This is a genomic window from Rhodococcus sp. SORGH_AS_0301 (assembly GCF_030818285.1).
Classification (GTDB): Bacteria; Actinomycetota; Actinomycetes; order Mycobacteriales; family Mycobacteriaceae; genus Rhodococcoides.
The window spans coordinates 1,658,237-1,679,211 of record NZ_JAUTAC010000002.1; the positions used below are offsets into that span (position 1 = coordinate 1,658,237).

General features: G+C 69.7%; 17 protein-coding genes. 7 read left to right on the forward strand and 10 right to left on the reverse strand.

Going from position 1 to position 20,975, the window contains the following annotated elements; all coding sequences use genetic code 11:
* Positions 1–7: 7 nt before the first annotated feature.
* Positions 8–1,852, reverse strand: a complete 1,845-nt coding sequence (gene glsA / locus QE397_RS08470; protein ID WP_307092827.1) for a glutaminase A — start codon at positions 1,850–1,852, stop codon at positions 8–10.
* A gap of 149 nt (positions 1,853–2,001) precedes the next feature.
* On the opposite strand from glsA, the gene dxs reads away from it, so the two are divergent.
* On the forward strand, positions 2,002–3,891 hold the full coding sequence (dxs, locus tag QE397_RS08475; RefSeq protein WP_027505197.1) for a 1-deoxy-D-xylulose-5-phosphate synthase: 1,890 nt from the start codon (positions 2,002–2,004) through the stop codon (positions 3,889–3,891).
* Positions 3,892–3,897: 6 nt separating this feature from the next.
* Here dxs and QE397_RS08480 read toward each other — a convergent pair whose 3' ends face one another.
* From QE397_RS08480 to QE397_RS08500, 5 genes are all read right to left on the reverse strand, one after another.
* Positions 3,898–4,908, reverse strand: coding sequence for an iron-siderophore ABC transporter substrate-binding protein (locus tag QE397_RS08480; protein ID WP_307092831.1), 1,011 nt, complete (start codon positions 4,906–4,908; stop codon positions 3,898–3,900).
* Between the two features lie 90 nt (positions 4,909–4,998).
* A complete protein-coding gene (locus tag QE397_RS08485; protein WP_373425218.1) occupies positions 4,999–7,098 on the reverse strand; it encodes a 3-hydroxyacyl-CoA dehydrogenase NAD-binding domain-containing protein in 2,100 nt (699 codons plus the stop codon).
* Positions 7,099–7,103: 5 nt separating this feature from the next.
* Positions 7,104–8,330: a thiolase family protein gene (locus QE397_RS08490; protein WP_307092834.1), complete on the reverse strand. Its 1,227-nt coding sequence runs from the start codon at positions 8,328–8,330 to the stop codon at positions 7,104–7,106.
* A 65-nt stretch (positions 8,331–8,395) separates the two neighbouring features.
* Positions 8,396–9,715, reverse strand: coding sequence for a ribonuclease D (locus QE397_RS08495; RefSeq protein ID WP_307092836.1), 1,320 nt, complete (start codon positions 9,713–9,715; stop codon positions 8,396–8,398).
* A 26-nt stretch (positions 9,716–9,741) separates the two neighbouring features.
* Positions 9,742–10,350 carry a DUF3000 domain-containing protein gene (locus QE397_RS08500; protein WP_027505202.1) on the reverse strand — a complete coding sequence of 203 codons (609 nt, stop codon included), beginning with the start codon at positions 10,348–10,350 and terminating at the stop codon, positions 9,742–9,744.
* Positions 10,351–10,432: 82 nt separating this feature from the next.
* Here QE397_RS08500 and hemE point away from each other — a divergent pair, with 82 nt between their 5' ends.
* The 5 genes from hemE to QE397_RS08525 are packed head-to-tail and all read left to right on the forward strand — an operon-like array spanning position 10,433 to position 16,627.
* Entirely contained in the window at positions 10,433–11,503 is a 1,071-nt protein-coding gene (gene hemE / locus QE397_RS08505) for a uroporphyrinogen decarboxylase (RefSeq protein ID WP_027505203.1), read from the forward strand.
* The gene (locus tag QE397_RS08510; RefSeq protein WP_307092840.1) at positions 11,500–12,867 is read left to right on the forward strand and encodes a protoporphyrinogen oxidase; all 1,368 of its coding nucleotides are present in this window, start codon (positions 11,500–11,502) and stop codon (positions 12,865–12,867) included. Before hemE ends, QE397_RS08510 begins: the two co-directional genes overlap by 4 nt.
* A gap of 38 nt (positions 12,868–12,905) precedes the next feature.
* A complete protein-coding gene (hemQ, locus tag QE397_RS08515) occupies positions 12,906–13,601 on the forward strand; it encodes a hydrogen peroxide-dependent heme synthase (RefSeq protein ID WP_307092842.1) in 696 nt (231 codons plus the stop codon).
* Positions 13,598–14,293 carry an HAD family hydrolase gene (locus QE397_RS08520; RefSeq protein ID WP_037185352.1) on the forward strand — a complete coding sequence of 232 codons (696 nt, stop codon included), beginning with the start codon at positions 13,598–13,600 and terminating at the stop codon, positions 14,291–14,293. The genes hemQ and QE397_RS08520 overlap by 4 nt, the downstream gene beginning before the upstream one ends.
* Positions 14,294–14,329: 36 nt before the next feature.
* Positions 14,330–16,627: a molybdopterin-dependent oxidoreductase gene (locus QE397_RS08525; protein ID WP_307092845.1), complete on the forward strand. Its 2,298-nt coding sequence runs from the start codon at positions 14,330–14,332 to the stop codon at positions 16,625–16,627.
* Here the strand turns inward: QE397_RS08525 and QE397_RS08530 are convergent.
* Complete coding sequence (locus QE397_RS08530; RefSeq protein ID WP_056444801.1) at positions 16,618–17,076, reverse strand: MaoC family dehydratase; 459 nt, start codon at positions 17,074–17,076, stop codon at positions 16,618–16,620. The genes QE397_RS08525 and QE397_RS08530 overlap by 10 nt on opposite strands.
* Positions 17,077–17,187: 111 nt before the next feature.
* Here QE397_RS08530 and QE397_RS08535 point away from each other — a divergent pair, with 111 nt between their 5' ends.
* On the forward strand, positions 17,188–17,688 hold the full coding sequence (locus tag QE397_RS08535; protein ID WP_285185034.1) for an SRPBCC domain-containing protein: 501 nt from the start codon (positions 17,188–17,190) through the stop codon (positions 17,686–17,688).
* On the opposite strand, the gene msrB is transcribed toward QE397_RS08535, so the two are convergent.
* From msrB to QE397_RS08550, 3 genes are read right to left on the reverse strand one after another with little or no spacing between them, the layout of a single operon-like run.
* Complete coding sequence (msrB, locus tag QE397_RS08540; RefSeq protein WP_027505209.1) at positions 17,666–18,088, reverse strand: peptide-methionine (R)-S-oxide reductase MsrB; 423 nt, start codon at positions 18,086–18,088, stop codon at positions 17,666–17,668. The genes QE397_RS08535 and msrB overlap by 23 nt on opposite strands.
* A gap of 9 nt (positions 18,089–18,097) precedes the next feature.
* Positions 18,098–19,372: a glycosyltransferase family 87 protein gene (locus QE397_RS08545; protein WP_307092849.1), complete on the reverse strand. Its 1,275-nt coding sequence runs from the start codon at positions 19,370–19,372 to the stop codon at positions 18,098–18,100.
* Between the two features lie 21 nt (positions 19,373–19,393).
* Complete coding sequence (locus tag QE397_RS08550; RefSeq protein WP_285185032.1) at positions 19,394–20,971, reverse strand: alpha/beta hydrolase; 1,578 nt, start codon at positions 20,969–20,971, stop codon at positions 19,394–19,396.
* Between the last annotated feature and the right edge of the window lie 4 nt (positions 20,972–20,975).

Below are 20,975 nucleotides of genomic sequence, written 5' to 3' on the forward strand. Positions count from 1 at the left end.
CGCCGGCTCAGACGACGCCGGAACGGCGCAGTGCGGCGACGATCGACTCGGCCTGCTCGTACGCGCGATCGAGAAGCACCTCCAGCAAGGCTGTCTTCGCAGCGGGGTTGCTCTCGGTCAGCGCGTCAAACTCCTTCGGGCCGAGGATCGCGACCGTGGTGTCCTTCACCGCGGTGATGCGGAGCCCGAAGCGCGAGCGCCGGACCAACGGCATCTCACCGAAACTCATGCCGGCGGACAGCGTCGACACGGCGCGGGCCCGGCCGTCCGCGCCGATGAAGTCGACCGCGACGCGGCCGGACAGCACCATCACCAGACCCAGTGACACGTCACCGACCTCGGCGATGACGGTGCCTGCGCTGTACTGCGCGTCCGTCGTGCGGGAGGTGATCGCATCGCGGTGGGCCTCGTCCAGCGCGGTGACGATCGGGTGCTGATCGACCGTCACCTCCGTGGGTTGCCGTGCGCCGCCGCACCACCGGTCGAGGACGGTGTCCTCGCCCCAGCGCAGTGCGGAGTCCAGATCGTCGAAGACCCGGCCACTGCCGTCGTGTTCGGACAGGGACGACACGGTGTGCGCCATCGCAGCTCGGGGATCGACCAGGACGGCGGCACAACCCTGTCGGCGGAGCCCGGCGGCGAGGGTGTCCAGCATCGAGCGGGCGACGTCGCTCACCTCGTCGACCCGACGCATGTCCAGGATCACGCCGTCGAGTGCGCTCCCGTCGTCGGCGCCGTGGTCGACGGCCGTGGACACCGCTCGTACGACGCTCTCCGCTGCGGAGAACAGCAGATCGCCGTGCAGTTCGAAGACGCGGACTCGGCGTCCCCGCGCCGCGAGCGTCTCCTGTTCGGCGGCGGTGCGCCGGCGACGCGAGGGGGAGTCGGCGACGGTGTACTCGGCGCGCACGGCGCTGCGTGCGGCCCGGCCGACGTGGAGGAAGTGCAGTTCGAGGCGCGAGGACAGCTCGCGGCACGCCTTGACTCCGCGCACGCTGTTGCCGTGGGCGTCGAGTCTGGGTGAGAACACCGAGATACCGAGCTGACCGGGCAGGACCGCGAGCACCGCACCGGCGACACCGCTCTTGGCGGGGAGTCCGACGCGGTTGACCCAGTCGCCGGCTCCGTCGTACATGCCGCACGTCGTCATGACGCTCAGCACACGCTCGACGAGCACCGGTTCGAGGGCTCGGACGTCGGTACACGGGTTGAGGCCGTTGTTGGCGAGGGTCGCCGCCATGACGCCGATGTCGCGGCACGTGACGTCCAGCGAGCACTGGCGGAAGTAGAGATCGACCATCGCGTCGGGATCGCCCTCGACGATGCCGAAGGAGCGCAGCATGTGGCCGATGGCGCGGTTGCGATGGCCGGTGCGTGATTCGGAGGCGTGCACGGCGGCGTTCATGGCGAGTTCGCGTCCCGCGTACCGCGAGAACGAGGCCCGGATCCGTTCGAACTGCTCGTCGGGCGTCGCGCCTCGCACCAGCGACGCGGAGGTGATGGCGCCCGCGTTGATCATCGGGTTGCGCGGGCGCTCGGTGACGGGGTCGAGGCTGATCTCGTTGAACGGCTCACCGGACGGCTCCACGTCGATCTTGCGGGCCACCGCGGTCTCGCCGCGATCGGTGAGAGCGAGGGCGTAGGTGAACGGTTTGGACACCGACTGGATCGTGAAGGGCACGTCCGTGTCGCCCACCTGGTACACGTGGCCGTCGGCCGTCGTGAGGCAGATACCGAAGCGATCGGGGTTCGCGGCCGCCAGTTCGGGGATGTAGTCGGCGACGCGACCGGAGGTGTCCGCCACACACAGCGCGTGGACCTCCTCCAGAATCTCCTGCACGACGTCGGTCATCGTCACCACTCTCTCGATTCTGTGCCGCGGCTCGGCGCTCGTACGGTAACCCGCCGATCCGGGTCCACGTAGACTTGTCCGAACTGGCCTGTCCGAGCGCCTCACGGCACGACGGACGACAAGGCAATCTTCGGAGGGGAGCGATTTCGTTGGGTGTTCTGGACGGCGTGCACGAGCCCAGCGACCTGCGTGCCCTCGGCCCGGTGGAGCTCGCCGAACTGGCGGACGAGATCCGTCGGTTCCTGGTCGAGAAGGTGTCTGCCACGGGTGGCCACCTCGGACCCAATCTCGGTGTCGTCGAGCTGACTCTGGCCATCCACCGCGTGTTCGACTCGCCTCGCGACCCGGTGATCTTCGACACCGGCCACCAGGCGTACGTGCACAAGATGGTCACCGGTCGGGCGGACCGATTCGACTCCCTGCGCAAGGAGGGTGGGCTGTCCGGCTACCCGTCCCGCAGCGAGAGCGAGCACGACTGGGTCGAGTCCTCGCACGCCTCGGCATCCCTCTCCTACGCCGACGGCCTCGCCAAGGCCTTCGAGCTGACCGGGCGCGGCGATCGTCACGTCGTCGCGGTCGTCGGGGACGGCGCCCTCACCGGTGGCATGTGCTGGGAGGCGCTCAACAACATCGCGGCCGGCAAGGATCGTTCCGTCGTGATCGTCGTGAACGACAACGGTCGCTCCTACTCGCCGACCATCGGCGGCCTCGCCGACCATCTCGCGACGCTGCGCCTGCAGCCCAACTACGAGCGCGCGCTGGACACCGGCCGTCACATGGTGAAGAACCTGCCCGTGGTCGGGTCGGCCGCGTACGCCATGTTGCACGGCATGAAGGCCGGCCTCAAGGACGCGATCAGCCCGCAGGTCATGTTCACCGATCTGGGCATCAAGTACCTCGGTCCGGTCGACGGACACGATCAGGCGGCTCTGGAATCGGCGCTGCGCCGCGCGAAGGCCTTCGGCGGGCCGGTCATCGTCCACGCGGTGACGCGCAAGGGCATGGGCTACTCGTTCGCCGAGAACGACGTCGCCGACCAGATGCACTCGACGGGAGTCATCGACCCGCTCACCGGCCTGGCGACCAGCGTCGCGGCTCCGGACTGGACGTCGGAGTTCTCCCGTCAACTCATCGCCCTGGGAACCGACCGCGAGGACGTCGTGGCCATCACCGCCGCGATGGCGGGACCCACCGGGCTCGCCGCGTTCGGCGAGGTGTTCCCGGACCGTTTCTTCGACGTGGGCATCGCCGAGCAGCACGCGCTCACGTCCGCCGCCGGTCTCGCACTCGGTGGTCTGCATCCCGTGGTGGCGATCTACTCGACGTTCCTCAATCGGGCGTTCGACCAGCTGCTGATGGACGTGGCACTACTGAACCTGCCGGTCACCCTGGTGCTCGATCGCGCCGGGGTCACCGGATCGGACGGCGCCAGCCACAACGGCATGTGGGACATGTCGCTGCTCGGCATCGTGCCGAACATGCGCGTGGCGGCGCCTCGCGACGGAGCGACCCTGCGCGAGGAACTCGCCGAGGCACTCGCGGTGTCCGACGGTCCCACCGCGCTGCGCTTCCCCAAGGGCGCCATCCCCGACGACATCGAGGCGGTGCGGCGTCTGGACGACTCCGTCGACGTGCTGCACGAGCCCGAGGGGGAGTCGGACGTACTCCTCGTCGCCGTCGGTCCGTTCGCGTCGTTGGCACTGGACACGGCGCGAGAACTCGCCGCGGACGGTGTCTCGGCCACAGTCGTCGATCCGCGGTGGGTGCTGCCCGTTCCGGACTCGCTCGTGAAGCTCGCCGCGGACTTCCGCCTGGTGGTCACGCTCGAGGACAGCGGTCTGCACGGCGGCATCGGTGCATCCGTGTCGGCTGCCCTGCGCGCCGGCGGCGTGGACGTCCCCTGTCGGGATCTCGGTGTGCCACAGCAGTTCCTGGACCACAGCTCGCGGGATCGCATTCACGCCGACATCGGCCTCACCCCGTCGGACATCGCCGGCCGGGTGCGCGGATGGATCGCACACCGGCCCGGCGACATCTGACGGTCGCTACGTCGCCTTGGTGGCGGCGTCCTTCAACTGCGGGAGGATCCGGTCGAGTACCCACGGGGTGCTCACCGGGTTGACGTTGCTCAGACCGGCGATGACCTGCTCGTCACTGAGCGCGACCGCGGATCCGGAGGCGACCGCGGGCAGCGTCGCCACAGCCGGAACCGAGGCGAGGTCGAAGCCCTCCGGAGTGAACGCGACGATCACGTCGGCGTCGAAGCTCTGCACGTTCTCCAGGGACACGGTGGAGAAGAAGGTGTCCGCGGAGTCGGCCTCGTCGAGTGCCACGACGCCGGGGGCGTTGACGAAACCCATCTCGTTGAGAACCTGCACGCGTGGATCGGACGGCATGTAGACGTTCGCCTGACCGGCGTCCGTGTCCAGGTTCACCACCGCGACGGTCTTGCCCGCGAACTCCGGATTGGCCTCGGCCTCCGAGGCGAGCCGCTGGCCCATGCCGTCGATGAGAGCCTGTGCCTCCGTGGGCTTCCCGACTGCCTCACCGATCATCGTGGTCTGGTCCTGCCACGTCGTCTGCCAGGCCTCACCGGGGTAGGCGACGACGGGCGAGACAGCGGACAACGTGTCGTAGTACGACTGCGGGAAACCCTCGTAGGGCGCGAGCACCAGGTCGGGTGCCAGGGCCGCGAGGGCCTCGACGTCGGGCTCACCCGCAGCCGGATCCTCGTACAGGGTGGTGGCGTCCGCGTCGTAGAACTCCTGTGCCCACGGCATCACGCCGTTCTCGTCGGCACCGTAGGTGTACTTCGGCTGGCCGACAGGCGTGATGTCGAGGGCGCCGAGGATGTCCTGTGCGTTCCAGCCCATCGTGACGATGCGCTCCGGTGCGGCGTCGATGGTGGTCGAACCGAAGGCGTGGTCGATGGTGACGGGGAACGCGCCACCCGACGCGGCGGCGGGCGCGTCGGAGTCGGCATCGGACGAACATCCGGCGACGAGGGCGAGCGCGGCGGTGGCCGCGACGGCGGGGAGAAGGCGAGAGCGTTTCACATGGTTAGCCTAACCTATGTATGGCCTCCGGCCCCGTGCGCCCTTCGCGTATCCAGGGATGCGCAAAGGGCGCACGAGGGCGCAGCCCCATCACACGCTGGCGACACCCTTGTCGAGGAACCGGTGACCGGTGACGGCCTCGGAGGTGCCCGTGCGATCGAGGTACGGCACGATGCCGCCGTTCCAGAACCCGAAGCCGCCGCCGAGGATCAGGCAGAGGTCGATGTCCTGAGCGGCCGCGACGACGCCTTCCTGCAGCATGATGTCGATCTCCTCCGCGAAGGCGCGGCGGGTGCGATCGAGCACCTGCTCGGCCGTCGACGGTGAGTCGCCCTGCGGCCACAGATCGGCGATCTCGGGGTCGACGGTCTTGGTTCCGTCGGCGCCGTAGGTCCACACCGCGGACTTCTTGTTCGCGACCATCGCCTGCAGGCCGGGGGAGTCGTGGAACCGCTCCGGGTAGTACTCGGCCATGGTCTCGCCGGTGTGCAGCGCGACGGCGGGGCCGACGAGCGAGAGCAGCGTGAGCGGGCTCATCGGCATGCCGAGCTCACTGATGGCGTTGTCGGCGACGTCGAAGGGAGTGCCCTCGTCGATCGCGTTCATGACCTCGCCGAGGGCGCGGGTGAGGAGGCGGTTGAAGACGAAGCCGGGCTTGTCGGCGATCAGCACGGCCGACTTCTTCAGAGACTTCGCCGTCGCGAATGCTGTTGCGAGCGTCGCATCGTCGGTCTTCTCGCCGCGGACGATCTCCAGCAGCGGAAGAACGGCCACGGGGTTGAAGAAGTGGAATCCGACGACCCGCTCGGGGTGCTTCAGCTCTGCCGCCATACGGGTGATCGACAGCGACGACGTGTTCGTCGCGAGGATCGTCTCGGGGGAGACGAACTCCTCGAGCTCGGCGAAGACCTTCTTCTTGACGTCGAGATTCTCGAACACTGCCTCGATGACCCAGTCGGTCGTCGCGAATGCGGACTTGTCGAGCGATCCGGACACCAACGCCTTGAGACGGTTCGCCGCGTCGGGGGAGAGTCGCTTCTTGCCCTGCAGCTTGTCGATCTCGGCGTGAACGTAGCCGACGCCCTTGTCGATGCGCTCCTGGTCGATGTCGGTGAGGATCACCGGCACCTTCAACTGACGTACGAACAGCAGGGCGAGCTGGCTGGCCATGAGGCCGGCGCCCACGATGCCGACGCCGGTGACCTTCCGGGCGAGGGACTTGTCGGGCGCTCCGGCAGGCCGCTTGGCACGCTTCTGCACGAGGTCGAATGCGTAGAGCCCGGCCCGCAGTTCGTCGGCCATGAGAAGGTCGGCCAGCGCCTCGTCCTCGGCAGCGAAGGCGGCGTCGAGCGACGCGGAGTCGGTGATGTCGGTCGACTTCGCCAGCTCCAGCAGCTGCACGGCGCGCACCGGTCCCGGTGCGTGGTCTCCCGTCTTGCCGGACACGATGGCCTTCGCGCGCGCGATCGCGTCGTCCCAGCCCTGGCCGCGATCGATGTCGGGGCGGGCGGGGGTGACGTCACCGGAGACGACCTTCGCGGCCCACAGCAGCGACTGTTCGAGGAAGTCGGCGCCGCCGAAGACCTCGTCGGCGATTCCGAGCTTCTGCGCGTCCGCGGGCTTCAGCATGCGGTTCTGGTTGAGCGCGTTCTCGATCACCACGGTGACGGCATTGGCCGGCCCGATCAGGTTGGGCAGCAACTGCGTTCCGCCCCAACCGGGAACGAGGCCCAGGAATGTCTCCGGGAGCCCCAGTGCCGCAGCGTTGTCCGCGACGGTGCGGTAGTGGCAGTGCAGCGCGATCTCGAGTCCACCGCCCAGAGCGGCGCCGTTGACGAACGCGAACGTGGGCACCGTGGACTCGCGCAGGCGGCGGAACACCCTGTGCCCCAACGTGCCGATCTCCAGCGCGACGGCGCGGTCGGAGATGTTCGGCACACCGTTGAGGTCCGCGCCGACGGCGAAGATGAACGGCTTCCCGGTCACCGCGACGGCCACCGGATTCGCCGCGTAGGCCGCGTCCAGTGCCGCATCGAGCTCGGTGAGTCCGGCGGGTCCGAAGGTGGACGGCTTGGTGTGGTCGAAGCCGTTGTCGAGCGTGACGATGGCGACCGGGCCGTCGAGGCCGGGCACGGTGACGATCCTGGTGAACGCGTGGGTCACCACTTCATCGGAGAAGGCAGAAGTCATGGCAATCACTTGCTTCCGTCGTAGGCGGGATTTTCCCAGATGACGCTGCCGCCCATGCCGAGGCCGATGCACATGGTGGTGAGGCCGTAGCGGACATCGGGGCGAGTGGCGAACTGCCGGCTGAGCTGGGTCATCAGTCGAACGCCCGAGGACGCGAGGGGATGGCCGCAGGCGATGGCGCCGCCCCACTGGTTGATCCGGGCGTCGTCGTCGGCGATACCGAAGTGCTCGGTGAACGCGAGGACCTGGATGGCGAAGGCCTCGTTGATCTCGAAGAGGCCGATGTCCTCGATGGACAGGCCGGTGCGTCCGAGCAGCTTCTCGGTGGCGGGGACGGGACCGATGCCCATCACGGCCGGATCGACGCCGGCGAACGAGAAGCCCACCATGCGCATCCCGACCTTCAGGCCGAGTTCCGCGGCGGTGTCCTCGCCGGCCAGGATCGCCGCTGTCGCACCGTCGTTGAGTCCGGCGGCGTTGCCGGCGGTGACGCGTCCGGCGGGCCGGAACGGAGTCTTGAGCTTCGCCAGATCGTCCAGGGTCGTGCCGGGGCGCGGCGGTTCGTCCTCGGTGGCGAGGCCCCACCCGGCGGCGGACTTGGTCGCAACGGGAACGAGCGTCTCGGCGATCAGGCCGGCCTTCTTCGCGGCGTCGTACTTCTCCTGGCTCGCGACGGCGTAGGCGTCCGTGCGGTCCTTGGTGATGGACGGGTAGCGGTCGTGCAGATTCTCGGCCGTGTTGCCCATGACGAGCGCACTCGGGTCGACGAGCTTGTCGGCCAGGAAGCGCGGGTTCGGATCGACGCCCTCGCCCATCGGGTGCCGGCCCATGTGCTCGACGCCGCCGGCGATGACGACGTCGTACTGTCCGAAGCCGATGCCCGACGCGGTGGTGGTCACCGCGGTCATCGCGCCCGCACACATGCGGTCGACGGCGAAACCGGGCACGCTGCGGGGGAGCCCGGCGAGCAGTGCCGACGTGCGGCCGATGGTCAGACCCTGGTCGCCGGTCTGCGTCGTGGCGGCGATGCCGACCTCGTCGACGCGCTGGGGTGGCAGTTCGGGATTGCGGCGGAGCAGTTCACGGATCGCTTTGACCACGAGGTCGTCCGCTCGGGTGTCCGCGTACATACCCTTGGGGCCGGCCTTGCCGAACGGCGTACGAACACCGTCGACGAACGCGACGCCACGACTGGACGCGGATCGAGCGGGAGCGGATTTCGGAGAAGACATGGTTCCTTCCGGCAGGCGCTGGAACGAGCCGGACGCCCGGCTCGCGCGCCCACTCTAACCCGTGCCTACTCGCCGGTAACTTCGGCCGTCCTCGACTCCTCGGCGGTCCGTAGGCCTGCTGCCACGACGGGACCCGCCACCTCGCGCTGCCAGGGCCGCGACCCGTGCGCGTCGAGGAAACGGTCTACGAGCACGTCCTCGTCCGTCCCGTACTCCGCGACGAGAGCGGGGTGGTCCCAGCAGATCCGACGGACGAGATCGGGAGTCAGCAGGTTCTCGACGGGAATCGCGACTTCCGCGGACAGGGCGGCCATCGCGTCGCGGACGGCGGACAGACGCCCGGCGGCCTCCGGATCGCGCCGCGCCCACCGACTGACCGGCGGGGGCCCCACGAAGGGCTGGGTCACCGGGGGCAGCGCATCGTCGGGAAGTGCGCGGGCGTGCTCGATCGCGTCCATCCACACGCGCGCCTGGCGACGCTGACGAGGTCCGCCGAAGACGGGCAACGCGTTCAGCTCGGACACCGTGGCGGGGTTCCTCTGCGCGGCGGCGACGATCGCGGAGTCCGGCAGGACGCGGCTCGGCGCGATGTCGCGGCGGCGCGCGAGATCGTCGCGGGCGGTCCACAGCGCGCGGACGACGGCGAGCGTCCGCGCGTTCTTGATGGTGTGGATACCGGAGGTGCGGCGCCAGCGGTCGGGCTTGGGAGGCGCCGGGGGTGCGGTGCGAATGTACTCGAATTCCTGTGCGGCCCAGTCGGTCTTGCCCTGGCTCTCGAGCTCCTCGGCCATGGCGTCACGCAACTCGACGAGCACCTCGACATCGAGTGCCGCGTAGTTGAGCCAGGTGTCGGGCAACGGTCGGGTGGACCAGTCCGCCGCACCGTGACCCTTCTGCAGCGACAGGCCCAACGTCCGTTCGACGATGGCCGCCAGACCGACACGGTCGAAGCCGGCGAGTCGGCCCGCCAGCTCCGTGTCGTACAGCGACGCGGGCGTCATGCCGAGCTCGGCGAGCCCCGGCAGATCCTGATCGGCGGAGTGCAGTACCCACTCCATGTCGTTCACGACGGCGGCGAAGCCCGCGAGCGCCTCGACACCACCGTCGCGGACCACCGGAATCGGATCGAGCAGGACGGTGCCCGCACCCCGGCGACGGAACTGCAGCAGATACGCGCGAGCCGAGTATCGGAAACCCGATGCGCGTTCCGCGTCGACGGCCAACGGTCCGGTTCCCGACGCCAGCAGCTCCGCGGCCGCTCGCACCGCGTCCGCCGTGTCCGTCAACGGCGGGACCCCCTCGCGTGGAGCGAGAAGGGGAGTCGCCTCCGGCTCGACGGCGGTGTCGCCGGAGGAGGCAGGAGTCGAGTCGGGCGTGTCGGGCATTGTTCGAACTCTAGGCTGTCCGACGATCAGGCGTCGGAGCTGCCCGAGTCGGCGCGTGCACCCAGCGCCGTGATGCCCGCCGGGGGCAGCCCCGCGGCGTAGGCGAGAACCTCACCGAACGCCTCGACGTGCACCGACAGTTCCTCGCTGAGCGCGGTCCACGAGGCCCGCAGCTCGAGCTGGTGGGCACGCGGCGGGCCGGCGATGTCCCCGTACCGCACCGAACTCGTCGAGGTGACCGTGCCGCCCAGCGCCGTCAGCGGCTCGGACCGCGCCTCGAACGCGTCGACCAGCCAACTCCACGCCACCTCGGGCAGCAGCGGATCCGACGCCAGCGACGCGTCGACGTCGGCCTGGATGTAGGCGACCAGGCGCATGGTGCCGTTCCACGCCTCGTCGCCGTCCGGGTCGTACAACAGGATGAGACGCCCGAACGCGTCACCCTCGCTCTGCTCGGGCACCGACTCCGTCTCGGAGTGGCGCACCTCGGCCCCCAGTGCGTAACTGAACGGTGCCAGGCGCTGCGGAGGCCGGATCGGCCCGACCTCGATGCTCGGGTGGACCGTCGCCCGGTGCATCGCGTCGATGGCGGCGCGGAAGGGCGCAGGCTGCGAGGCGCTCTCGGACGTGGTCACGTGTGCGGACGTTAGCCGCGACCGTCGGCCCAGCGGAGGAGGCGCGCCGGGCAGGTGTGCGTCTCTGGCAGCATGGACGCCGATGAACACCATCCCTGACGCCGTCGGCCCGCGTCGAAGCCTGCCCGAAGCTCCCTTCCTCGCGGCCGCGACGGGACGGACGCCGTCGCGTCGGCCCGTGTGGTTCATGCGTCAGGCCGGTCGGTCGCTGCCCGAGTACCGCACGCTGCGGGAGGGCACCTCCATGCTCGCCTCGTGCTTCGACCCCGAGATGGTCTGCGAGATCACGATGCAGCCGGTCCGGCGGCACGGGGTCGACGCGGCGATCCTGTTCTCCGACATCGTCGTGCCGCTCAAGGCGGCCGGCGTCGACCTCGAGATCGTGGCCGGCACCGGTCCCGTCGTGGCGAACCCGGTGCGGTCCGTGGCCGACGTGCAGTCGTTGCCGGTCCTGCAGTCGGAGCAGATCGAGCCGGTCGCGAAGGCCATCTCCCTGCTCCTGGCCGAGTTGAAGGACGTGCCCCTCATCGGCTTCGCGGGCGCACCGTTCACGCTGGCGTCCTACCTGGTCGAAGGCGGTCCGAGTCGTAACCACGAGCGCACCAAGGCGCTCATGCACTCGGATCCGCAGACGTGGCACGCATTGCTCTCGTCGCTGGCCGACATGACCATCGCCTTCCTCACCGCGCAGGCCGATGCCGGCGTCGACGCGGTCCAGCTCTTCGACTCGTGGGCCGGGGCGCTGTCACTCGCCGAGTACCGCGAGTTCGTGTTCCCCCACTCCAGCCGCGTGTTCGAGGCCATGGCGTCGGCCGGCGTGCCGCGCATCCACTTCGGTGTCGGGACGGGCGAGCTGCTCGGTGCGATGGGGGAGGCGGGCGCGGACGTCGTCGGTGTCGACTGGCGGATCCCGCTCGACGTCGCCGCTCGTCGGGTCGGTCCGGGCAAGGCTCTGCAGGGCAATCTCGATCCCGCCGTGCTGTTCGCGGGCCCCGACGCGGTGCGCCGCGAGGTCACCCGCATCGTGGGCGAGGCGGACGCCGCACTCGCGGCCGGCGCCACCGGGCACATCTTCAACCTGGGCCACGGGGTCCTGCCCGCCACCGATCCCGACGTGGTGACGTCGGTGGTGGAGCTGGTGCACTCGCTGTGACCTCGGTCGCCGTCGTCGGAGCGGGCATCAGCGGACTGGTGGCCGCGTACCGGCTGCGGCAGTCGCTGGGGCCGGCCGCGCGGATCGTGGTGGTCGAGAAGGCGCCGCGCATCGGGGGCAAACTCCGGTCGGTGGACCTGGCGGGTGGCCCGGTCGACGTCGGTGCCGAGGCGTTCCTCGCGCGTCGTCCCGAGGTTCCCGCTCTGCTCGACGAGCTCGGACTCGCCGACCAGCTCGTGCGGCCGTCGCCCGCCGCCCGCCCGCTCCTGCGCTCGGGTGGCGCACTGCACGGACTGCCGACCGGCACGTTGATGGGCATCCCGGCCACGTCCGACTCGGTGCGGACTCTGGTCGACGACGCCACGTGCCGCCGCATCGACACCGATCGTGACCGGCCGCTGCGGTGGACGCCCGGCGACGATGCGTCGGTGGGTGACCTGGTGTCCGAACGCTTCGGCTCCCAGGTGACCGCGCGGAGCGTCGACCCGCTGCTGGGCGGCGTCTACTCCGGGCTGGCCGTCACCACGAGCATCCGTGCCGCGGTGCCGACTCTCGCCGCGGCCCTCGACGCCGGTGCCCCGTCGCTGGTGGACGCCGTCGAGCGAGCGCGCCCGACGCCGTCGCCGGGACCGGTGTTCGGCGGACTGCGCGGTGGCTACGGCGTGCTTCTCGACGCGCTGCTCGCCGCCTCCGGTGCCGAACTCGTCGCCGCGGACGTGCGGCGGGTGACGTCCGACGGCCGGGGCGCGTGGCACGTCGACGGCGTCGGGGTGGTGGACGGCGTCGTCCTCGCCGCGCCCGCACCGCAGACGGTCTCGATGCTGCTCGACACGGCGCCCGCACTCGCGCGGGAACTAGGGGACGTGGAACTCGCCTCGTCGGCAGTGGTGGCCCTCGGGTTCGAGGACGGGGGACTACCGCAGAACTCGGGCGTCCTGGTCGCCACGGGGGAGCTCGATTTCTCCGGTGTTCCGTTGCGCGCCAAAGCATTCACGCTGTCGAGCCGCAAGTGGCCGCATCTCGCCGAGCGCGGCGGCCAGCTGGTGCGGGTCTCCTTCGGACGCTTCGGGGACGCGGACATCGTCGACCGGCCCGACGTCGACCTGGTGTCGGCGGCCCGCACGGATCTGCGTGAGGTGCTCGGTGTGGACGAGGAGCCGACGACGACGTTCGTGCAACGCTGGCACGGCGGACTGCCGCAGTACCGCCCCGGCCACACCGACCTCGTGGCCCGCGTCGAGGACGCCGCCTCGGCGGTGGGCCGACTCGAACTCGCGGGCGCGTACCTGCACGGCGTCGGAGTTCCCGCGTGCGTCGCGACGGCATCCGCGGCGGCGGCCCGACTGGCGGAGGCGCTGGCCTGACGGCCCGATCGGGACGGCCGGGTGGCACGATGGGTGTCATGGCACGTCTCGATTTCGAAGCACTCAATTCCACGTTGCGCTACTCGATGCACTCGGTGTTCACGGCTCGGCCGGGCGCCCTCGGTGAGGATCGGGAGGCGGCGCTCGCCGAGGCCCGCGCGTTCTTCGACGGTCTCGACGAGACCGACGTCGTGGTGCGCGGGATCTACGACGTGGCCGGACTGCGCGCCGACGCCGACTTCATGATCTGGTGGCACGCGGAGAAGATCGAGGACCTGCAGGCGGCGTACGCGCGCTTCCGTCGGTCCACGGCTCTCGGCCGCGCGTGCGACGCGTTCTGGAGCAACGCCGCGTTGCACCGCCCCGCGGAGTTCAACAAGTCGCACGTCCCGGCCTTCATCGCCGGCGAGGAGCCGGGCGCCTACATCTGCGTGTACCCGTTCGTCCGCTCGCTCGACTGGTACCTGCTGCCCGACGCGGAGCGTCGCACGATGCTCGCCGACCACGGCAAGGCGGCACGCGGCTACAAGGACGTGCGCGCCAACACCGTCCCGTCGTTCGCCCTGGGCGACTACGAGTGGATTCTCGCGTTCGAGGCTCCGACGCTGGACCGCATCGTCGACCTGATGCGTGATCTGCGTGCGACCGAGGCCAGACGTCATGTGCGGGAGGAAGTTCCGTTCTTCAGCGGACCCCGGGTGACGGTCGAGGCGCTCGTCGAGTCACTACCGTGACCACGCCGGCCGCGGTGCTCTTCGACTTCTCCGGCACGCTGTTCCGTCTCGAGGAGGACGAGAGCTGGTTCACCGATCTGCGTGTCGGCGACGACGAGCAGATCGACGGTCATCTCCAGGCCGAGTTGATGCGCCGCATGACCCAGCCCGTCGGGTCGGTGGTCACCCTGGACGACGACGGCCACCGGGCGTGGGAGGCTCGCGATCTCGACCCCGCGATGCACCGGGCCGCCTACCTGGCAGTGCTGAAGGCGTCGGGTGTGCACCGCGTCGAGCACGCCGAGGCGTTGTACGACAAGGTGATCGACCCGTCCTCGTGGACGCCGTACCCCGACACGGCGCGAGTGCTGCACGGCCTCGCCGATCGCGGCGTTCCCGTGGCGGTGGTCAGCAACATCGCGTTCGATCTGCGGGCGGCGTTCGATCTGCTCGGCGTGCACGACACCGTCGCGCACTACGCTCTGTCGTTCGAGGTGGGCGCCGTCAAGCCCGATGCCGCGATCTTCCGTTCCGCCGTGGACGCTCTGGGCGTCGACCCGGCCTCGTGCCTGATGGTCGGCGACAGCGAGGAGGCCGACGGCGGAGCGCAGGCGCTCGGTATGTCCTTCGCGCTGCTCGATCCACTGCCGACGTCCGAACGACCGTCGGCTCTGCTCGACGCCGTGGCGGCGCACGGTCTCGCGCTCGCGTAGGGCGCCGTGACGTCCGCGCGCCGTGGGGTGCAGCACATGGCCCACTTCGGTATGTACACCGCCGACACGGACGGCCGGGACGTGGTCGCGGTCCGTCCGCCGACGGGCGACGCCGATCCGTCCTCGATCCTGGGCAACGTTCCCGGGTCGGTGACCCATCGCTCGCGCATCCGTCGACCGGCGGTGCGTCGGGGCTGGCTCGAGAACGGCCCCGGACCGTCCACCGCGCGTGGCGCCGATGCGTTCGTCGAGATGGAGTGGGACGAGTTCCTCCCCCTGCTCGCCGGCGAGCTCCGTCGAGTCGTGCGCGAGCACGGCAACGAGGCCGTCTTCGGCGGGTCGTACGGGTGGGGCAGCGCGGGCCGGTTCCACCACGCGCAGAGTCAGGTTCACCGGTTCCTGAACACCCTGGGTGGTTACACGCGGTCGGTGGGCAGCTACTCCCTCGGCGCCACCGGCACGATCATGCCGCGGGTCATGGGGACGCACTGGAAGATGTTCTCGCGCTCCACCTCGTGGGACGTGATCGCCGAGCACACCGATCTGCTGGTCGCGTTCGGCGGGGTTCCGCTGAAGAACACGTCGGTCAATCACGGTGGCACCAGCGATCATCCGACACGCGACGCGCTGCATCGCCTCCGTGCGCGCGGCGGCCGGATCGTCTCGATCTCGCCGCTGCGTGACGACACGGACGGAGCGGCGGAGTGGATCGCACCCGTACCGGGGTCGGACGTCGCCCTCATGTTGGGGCTGGCACACGTGCTCGCCTCGGAGGGGTTGCACGACACCGCGTTCCTGCAGCGGTACACCACCGGGTACGACGTCTTCGAGCGCTACCTGCTCGGCGAGACCGACGGTGTCCCGAAGTCACCGGAGTGGGCGCAGAACCTGACGGGAGTCCCGGCGTCGGACATCACCGCCCTGGCGCGGCGCATGGCTCGCGCCACCACGCTGGTCACCGTCACCTGGTCACTGCAGCGCATCCGCCACGGTGAGCAGGCGCCGTGGATGGGTCTCACGCTCGCCGCGATGCTCGGCGGCGTCGGTGTGCCGGGCGCGGGCTTCGGCCACGGCTACGGGTCGATGAACGAACCCGGCCTGGCACCCGTGCCGTATCCGCTGCCCACGCTTCCCCAGGGCATCAACGGTGTGTCGACGTCGATTCCGGTCGCCGCGATCTCGGACATGCTGTTGAACCCTGGTGGGCCGTACGACGCGGACGGCACCGCGTCGACGTATCCGGACATCCGGCTGCTGCACTGGGCCGGCGGCAACCCGTTCCATCACCACCAGGACATCGGCCGGTTGCGCATCGCGCTGGCTCGCCCCGAGACCATCGTGGTGCACGAGCCGTACTGGACACCGATGGCACGGCACGCCGACTTCGTGGTGCCGTCGACGACGACCCTCGAACGCGACGACCTGAGCTGCACCCGCAACGACCCGCTGCTCGTGGCGATGCAGGCCGCCGTCCCGCCCTTCGCCGACAGCCGCGACGACTACGACACCTTCGCGCTGCTCGCGCGAGAGCTCGGCGTCGAGTACGAATTCACGGAAGGTCGCTCGTCCGCGGACTGGCTGCGGCACCTCTACGACCAGTGGCGACGGTTCGTGTCCGATGCGGGGCGGGTGACGCCGCCTGTGTTCGACGAGTTCTGGACCGAGGGAACGTTCCGGATGGACACCGAGGACGGTCTCACGCTGCTGTCCGATTTTCGCGACGATCCCGAGCGGGCCCCCTTGCGGACACCGAGCGGGCGCATCGAGATCTTCTCGGCCGACATCGAGTCGTTCGGCTACGCCGACTGCGGGGGACACCCACGGTGGTACGCACCGGACGAGTGGCTGGGCGGTGAACGCGCACAGGCGTTCCCGCTGCACCTGATCGCGAACCAACCGCGGACCCGGTTACACAGCCAACTCGATCACGGGGCCGTGAGCCTCGCGTCGAAGATTCAGGGCCGGGAACCGATGCGCATGCATCCCGCGGACGCCGCAGCGCGCGGACTGCGCGACGGCGACGTGGTGCGGGTGTTCAACGACCGTGGCTCGTGCCTCGCGGGGCTCGTCGTCGACGATCGCCTGCGCGAGCGCGTGGTGCAACTGTCGACCGGCGCCTGGTACGACCCGCTCGATCCGTCGGACCCGCGCTCGATGTGCGTGCACGGCAACCCGAACGTGCTCACCGCCGACCGCGGCACGTCGTCGCTCGCGCAGGGGTCCACCGGCCAGCACGTCCTGGTGGACGTCCAGAAGTGGACCGGCGAACTGCCGCCGATCCGCGCGCACGATCAGCCGGAGTTCGTCGATCGTGGGGACGTGCGTCAGAAGTAGACGCGGCTGATGACCTGGGCGACCAGCGCGGGCTTCGTCGCACCCTCGATCTCGATGGTCGAGTCGACGGTCATCTGCACCGCTCCGCCGTCCAGCCGATCTGCTGCGGCGAGGACGGCCGTCAGACGAACGCGCGACCCGACGAGCACAGGATTGACGAAGCGAACCTTGTTGCTGCCGTAGTTGACTCCCATCGTGGAGTTCTCGACCGTGTAGGTCTGCCAGGACAGGGCCGGCAACAGGGACAGCGTGAGGTACCCGTGGGCGACGGGACCACCGAAGGGGCTCTCCTTCGCGGCGCGCTCGGGATCCACGTGGATCCACTGGTGGTCGCCGGTGGCGTCGGCGAACTGGTTCACGCGCTCCTGCGTGATCTCCAGCCAGTCGCTGGTGCCGATGGTCTCGCCGAGGGCGGACACGATGTCGTCCGCGGACGTGAAGGTACGCATGGAGCCGACACTAGCGGCGGCGAGCCGTTCTGCACAGAACCTCTGTCGGGGCGCCACATCCGGCCCTGCGGACCCGGCCTGTGTGCAGGACGAGCGCAGTACGATGCGCCGATGACGTCACACCCGGAACCCACCGGCCTACTCGAGCGCGCCGAGACGGGTGTCGATCTCGTGCTGGAGCGCGTCCTGGACGTACCGATCGACGACGTCTGGGACAGTCTCACCATCAGTGAGCGCACCGCGCGGTGGTACGGGAGCTGGGAGGGAACGCCCGGAGCCGGCAGCACCGTGCGGGTGACGATGGGGTTCGAGGAGAACGCACCCGTCTCCGACCTGACGATCCTGGCGTGTGACGCGCCGAGGTATCTCGCACTGGAGTCCGACGGGTGGACGTTCGACGTGACGCTCAGGACCACGGGAGACGGGACCACGCTGATGTTCCGGCACCACCTGACGACGACGGACGGCCTCGAGGACATCGGCCCGGGATGGGAGTACTACCTCGACATGCTGGTCTCCACACACACGGAAGGGTGGTCGCCGTCCTTCGACGACTACCACCCGTCCCAGTGTGGGTACTACGGCTCACTCAGCCCTTCGGCTCCAGCGTGAGCGAGATCGAGTTGATGCAGTACCGCTGATCGGTCGGGGTGGGGTAGCCCTCGCCCTCGAAGACGTGGCCGAGGTGACTGTGGCAGTTGCTGCACAGGACCTCGGTGCGCTTCATGCCCATCGACCGGTCGACCTTCAGGATCACGGCGTCGGTGTCCTTGGGATCGAAGAAGGACGGCCACCCGCAGTGGGACTCGAACTTCTCGGTGCTGCGGAACAGTTCGGCGTCACAGGCGCGGCACTTGTAGACGCCCTCGGTGGTGGTGTCGGTGTACTCGCCGACGAACGGCCGCTCGGTGCCGGCCTTGCGCAGCACTGCGTACTCGGCTGCGGTGAGCTTGGTACGCCACTCGTCGTCGGACAGCTCGAACGTGGGCTTCTTCTCTGGTGCGGAACTCATGCCTCCACGCTAATGCGTGGCCGCGGTTCCCGCTGTCGTCGCAGGTACAGGCTTCGGTGAGGTCGTGTTCTCGTCGAGCAGGAACGCCGGATCGATGCCGCCGTCCAGCCGGCCCTCGCGGCGCGCGGTGAGATAGCGACCGACGAGCACGGCGAAGATCACGACGATGATCAGCGACCAACCCCACGTCGTGCGGAGGTACTCGATGGAGCGCCCGAACTCCGGGAAGCGGCCGACGAGCCAGCTGTCGTAGCTGAGGAACCCGTACACGGCGAGCCACGCCGGCCAGTTGCGCATCACCGAGTTGCGCAGCACCACCGACATGATCAGCGGGAACAGCATCATCGAGTAGTACATCTGGCCGAGCGACGCGAGCAGGAACGATGCGACCAGCAGCAGCCCACCCGCAGTGGTCACGAAGAACAGTTCGTCGTGGCGGTAGTACTTCCACAGCAGCCACAGGGACACGAGCACCATCACGGCGAACACGGCGCGGAGCGCGAGCACCAGCGCGGTGGGCAGTCCGTAGTAGAGGCCGTTGCCGACGATCGCGCTGTTGAAGTAGTCCCGCGTCTCGAGGAGGTACGGCACCGTGTGGGAGACGAAGGCCATCGGGTCGACCGACAGCGGGAGGGCGAGCAGCGTCAGAACGACGGGGATACCGACGGCGGTGACGAAGACCCGCCACTCCTTGCGGACGAGCGGCAGCAGAAGCAGCGGTACGAGAGTCGGTTTGACGGCGATGGTCAGGCCGATAGCGGCGCCGGACCAGTACGGGTGCCGCCTCAACAGCAGCATCATGAACAGCACTTCGCCCAGCAGGATCAGGCCGTTGATGTTGGTGAAGATCAGTGTGTTGGTGACGGTCTCGGTGGAGAACGCGGCGAGCAGCACCACCGGTGCGGCCACCGACGACAGGCCGAGCTGGAACATGCGCAGCAGTAGGTAGAGCGCGACGATCACGGCGACGGCGTTGACTCCGATGAACAACCAGCGCGAGCGCTCGGGGTCCAGCACGGCCAGCGGCGCGATGATCAGCGTCCCGCTCGGCGGATAGAGATAGTGCGGGTCGACCGAGTCGAAGTTCGCCGTGTAGACCTCGCGCCGGTTCAGAAATGCCAACGCGGCGTTGTAGACCGGGCGGAAATCGTCGGTGATGTTGCCGTTGACGGCCTTGACGATCACGCGATTGAGGACCGTCAGGATGGCGATGGGCCACAACGCGAAACGGATCACCTGCGCGGTGGTCTCACCAGTTCGCGGTTCGAGATGACGGAACGACACCCGGAGACGGTACCCCGGCAACTAGGCCGGACACGCATTACCGCCTTCCGGCACGTCGCCCGTTTCGAGGTACGCCGCGACGGCCGCGCGCCCGCACCCCGAGCCCACCGACACGGGGTGTCCGATGCCGTCCCAGGTGATCGTCGTGGTGGCCGCGCCGGCCGCGCCCAACGCTCCCGTGACCGCCGGAAGCGGCTCCGTACCGGTGACGGCGTCGGCGTTCCCGCTGAGCACCAGGACCGGGAGCCCCAGGGTGGAGGGGACGGGCGGCGGGGTGGTCGCCGGCCACGCCGAGCAGGTGAGCAGGTTCAACGCCGCCGTCGCACCGAAGGCCGGATACTGGCCGGACCACGACGTCTGCAGCTCCCGGACCCGGTCGGGCGCGGGCCACTGCTGGCCGTCGGTGCAGCGGCTCACGAAATGACCGTCGGTCTCGGTCAGGGCACGCACCTCGTCGACCGCGTCGTCGAGTGCGGTGGTGTTCCCGACGAGCGCACCTGCCACCGTGTCCGACGTGGAGCGCACCCGCGCGGCGCCGTCGGCGGTGGACGGATACGCCAGCAGGTGGACGACTGCCTGTCGAACGGTGGCACCGGACAGCGGTGCGAGATCACCGGCGTCGGCGCGGCGGAACAGCTCCACCACCTGTGAGCGCGGATCCGCCCCGAGCGAGCATCCGACGGCGGCGCATCGGGTGGCGAACGCCGTCAGGGCGGCCTCCTCCCCGCGCACGGTCTGCTCGGCGCTGGTGACGGCGTCGGTGATGACGCTGGTGGGGGAATCGAGCACGAGACGGGCGACGTGGTCGCCGTACGCGGCCGCGTACCCGAGCGCGACGAGGGCGCCGTTGCCCGATCCCAGGAGCGACAGGGCACGCACTCCCCACGCCTCCCGGAGCGCCTCGAGATCGTCGGCGCTGTTGGTGACCCCGAAGATGAGTGCCTCGGGAAGCAGGAAGTCGGTGCACGCGATCGTCGCGTCGCGGGCGAGGGTCGCGACCTTGTCCGCCGCGTCGGTGCCGGGTGAGTACTGCCCGAGGTCGGTCAGCGCGTCGCGGGTGGACGTGGCACCCGAGTAGCAGTCGAACGGCGCGGAGTTGCCGATGCCGCGCCGATCGACGCCGACGATCGGGTGGGCGTCGAGGAGCGCGGTGTCCGGCTGCGCGGCGAGCGCCGCCATGTCCGCGGACGACGGTCGATCGGTGCCGGACGTGTAGACCAGCGGCGCCGCGTCCGCCGGCGTGGCGGCCGTGCGCACGCGGACCGCGGAGAGTTCGAACGTGCCGTCCGAGGCGACGGTGCGGTCGATGGGAGCGGGGAAGGTCGCGCAGTCCACCAGCACTCCGGGCGCGGCCGTGACCCCGCGAGCAGCGGTGGTGCGGGCCGTGCAGTCGGTCCAGTTCAGGTCGGTGACCGGTGCCTCGAGGGGACGTGGCCCCTCGTCGGTGGGTTCGGTCGTCGCGGGCCCGCCGTCGGACCCGGCCGATCCACCCTCGATCGCCACGTCCGGACGGGTCGACGGTCCGGCCCCGCACGCGGCGGCGACCACGACGACGGCCGTCAGGGCGGCGAGCCGTGACACGAACCTCGACATCTGCATACGT

Excerpts from the sequence above, each read along its gene's own strand:
- glsA (WP_307092827.1), bottom strand. The coding sequence starts at position 1,852 with ATGACCGACGTCGTGCAGGAGATTCTGGAGGAGGTCCACGCGCTGTGT.
- QE397_RS08485 (WP_373425218.1), bottom strand. The coding sequence starts at position 7,098 with ATGACTTCTGCCTTCTCCGATGAAGTGGTGACCCACGCGTTCACCAGG.
- QE397_RS08490 (WP_307092834.1), bottom strand. The coding sequence starts at position 8,330 with ATGTCTTCTCCGAAATCCGCTCCCGCTCGATCCGCGTCCAGTCGTGGC.
- QE397_RS08495 (WP_307092836.1), bottom strand. The coding sequence starts at position 9,715 with ATGCCCGACACGCCCGACTCGACTCCTGCCTCCTCCGGCGACACCGCC.
- hemE (WP_027505203.1), top strand. The coding sequence starts at position 10,433 with ATGAACACCATCCCTGACGCCGTCGGCCCGCGTCGAAGCCTGCCCGAA.
- hemQ (WP_307092842.1), top strand. The coding sequence starts at position 12,906 with ATGGCACGTCTCGATTTCGAAGCACTCAATTCCACGTTGCGCTACTCG.
- QE397_RS08525 (WP_307092845.1), top strand. The coding sequence starts at position 14,330 with ATGGCCCACTTCGGTATGTACACCGCCGACACGGACGGCCGGGACGTG.
- QE397_RS08530 (WP_056444801.1), bottom strand. The coding sequence starts at position 17,076 with ATGCGTACCTTCACGTCCGCGGACGACATCGTGTCCGCCCTCGGCGAG.
- QE397_RS08535 (WP_285185034.1), top strand. The coding sequence starts at position 17,188 with ATGACGTCACACCCGGAACCCACCGGCCTACTCGAGCGCGCCGAGACG.
- msrB (WP_027505209.1), bottom strand. The coding sequence starts at position 18,088 with ATGAGTTCCGCACCAGAGAAGAAGCCCACGTTCGAGCTGTCCGACGAC.
- QE397_RS08550 (WP_285185032.1), bottom strand. The coding sequence starts at position 20,971 with ATGCAGATGTCGAGGTTCGTGTCACGGCTCGCCGCCCTGACGGCCGTC.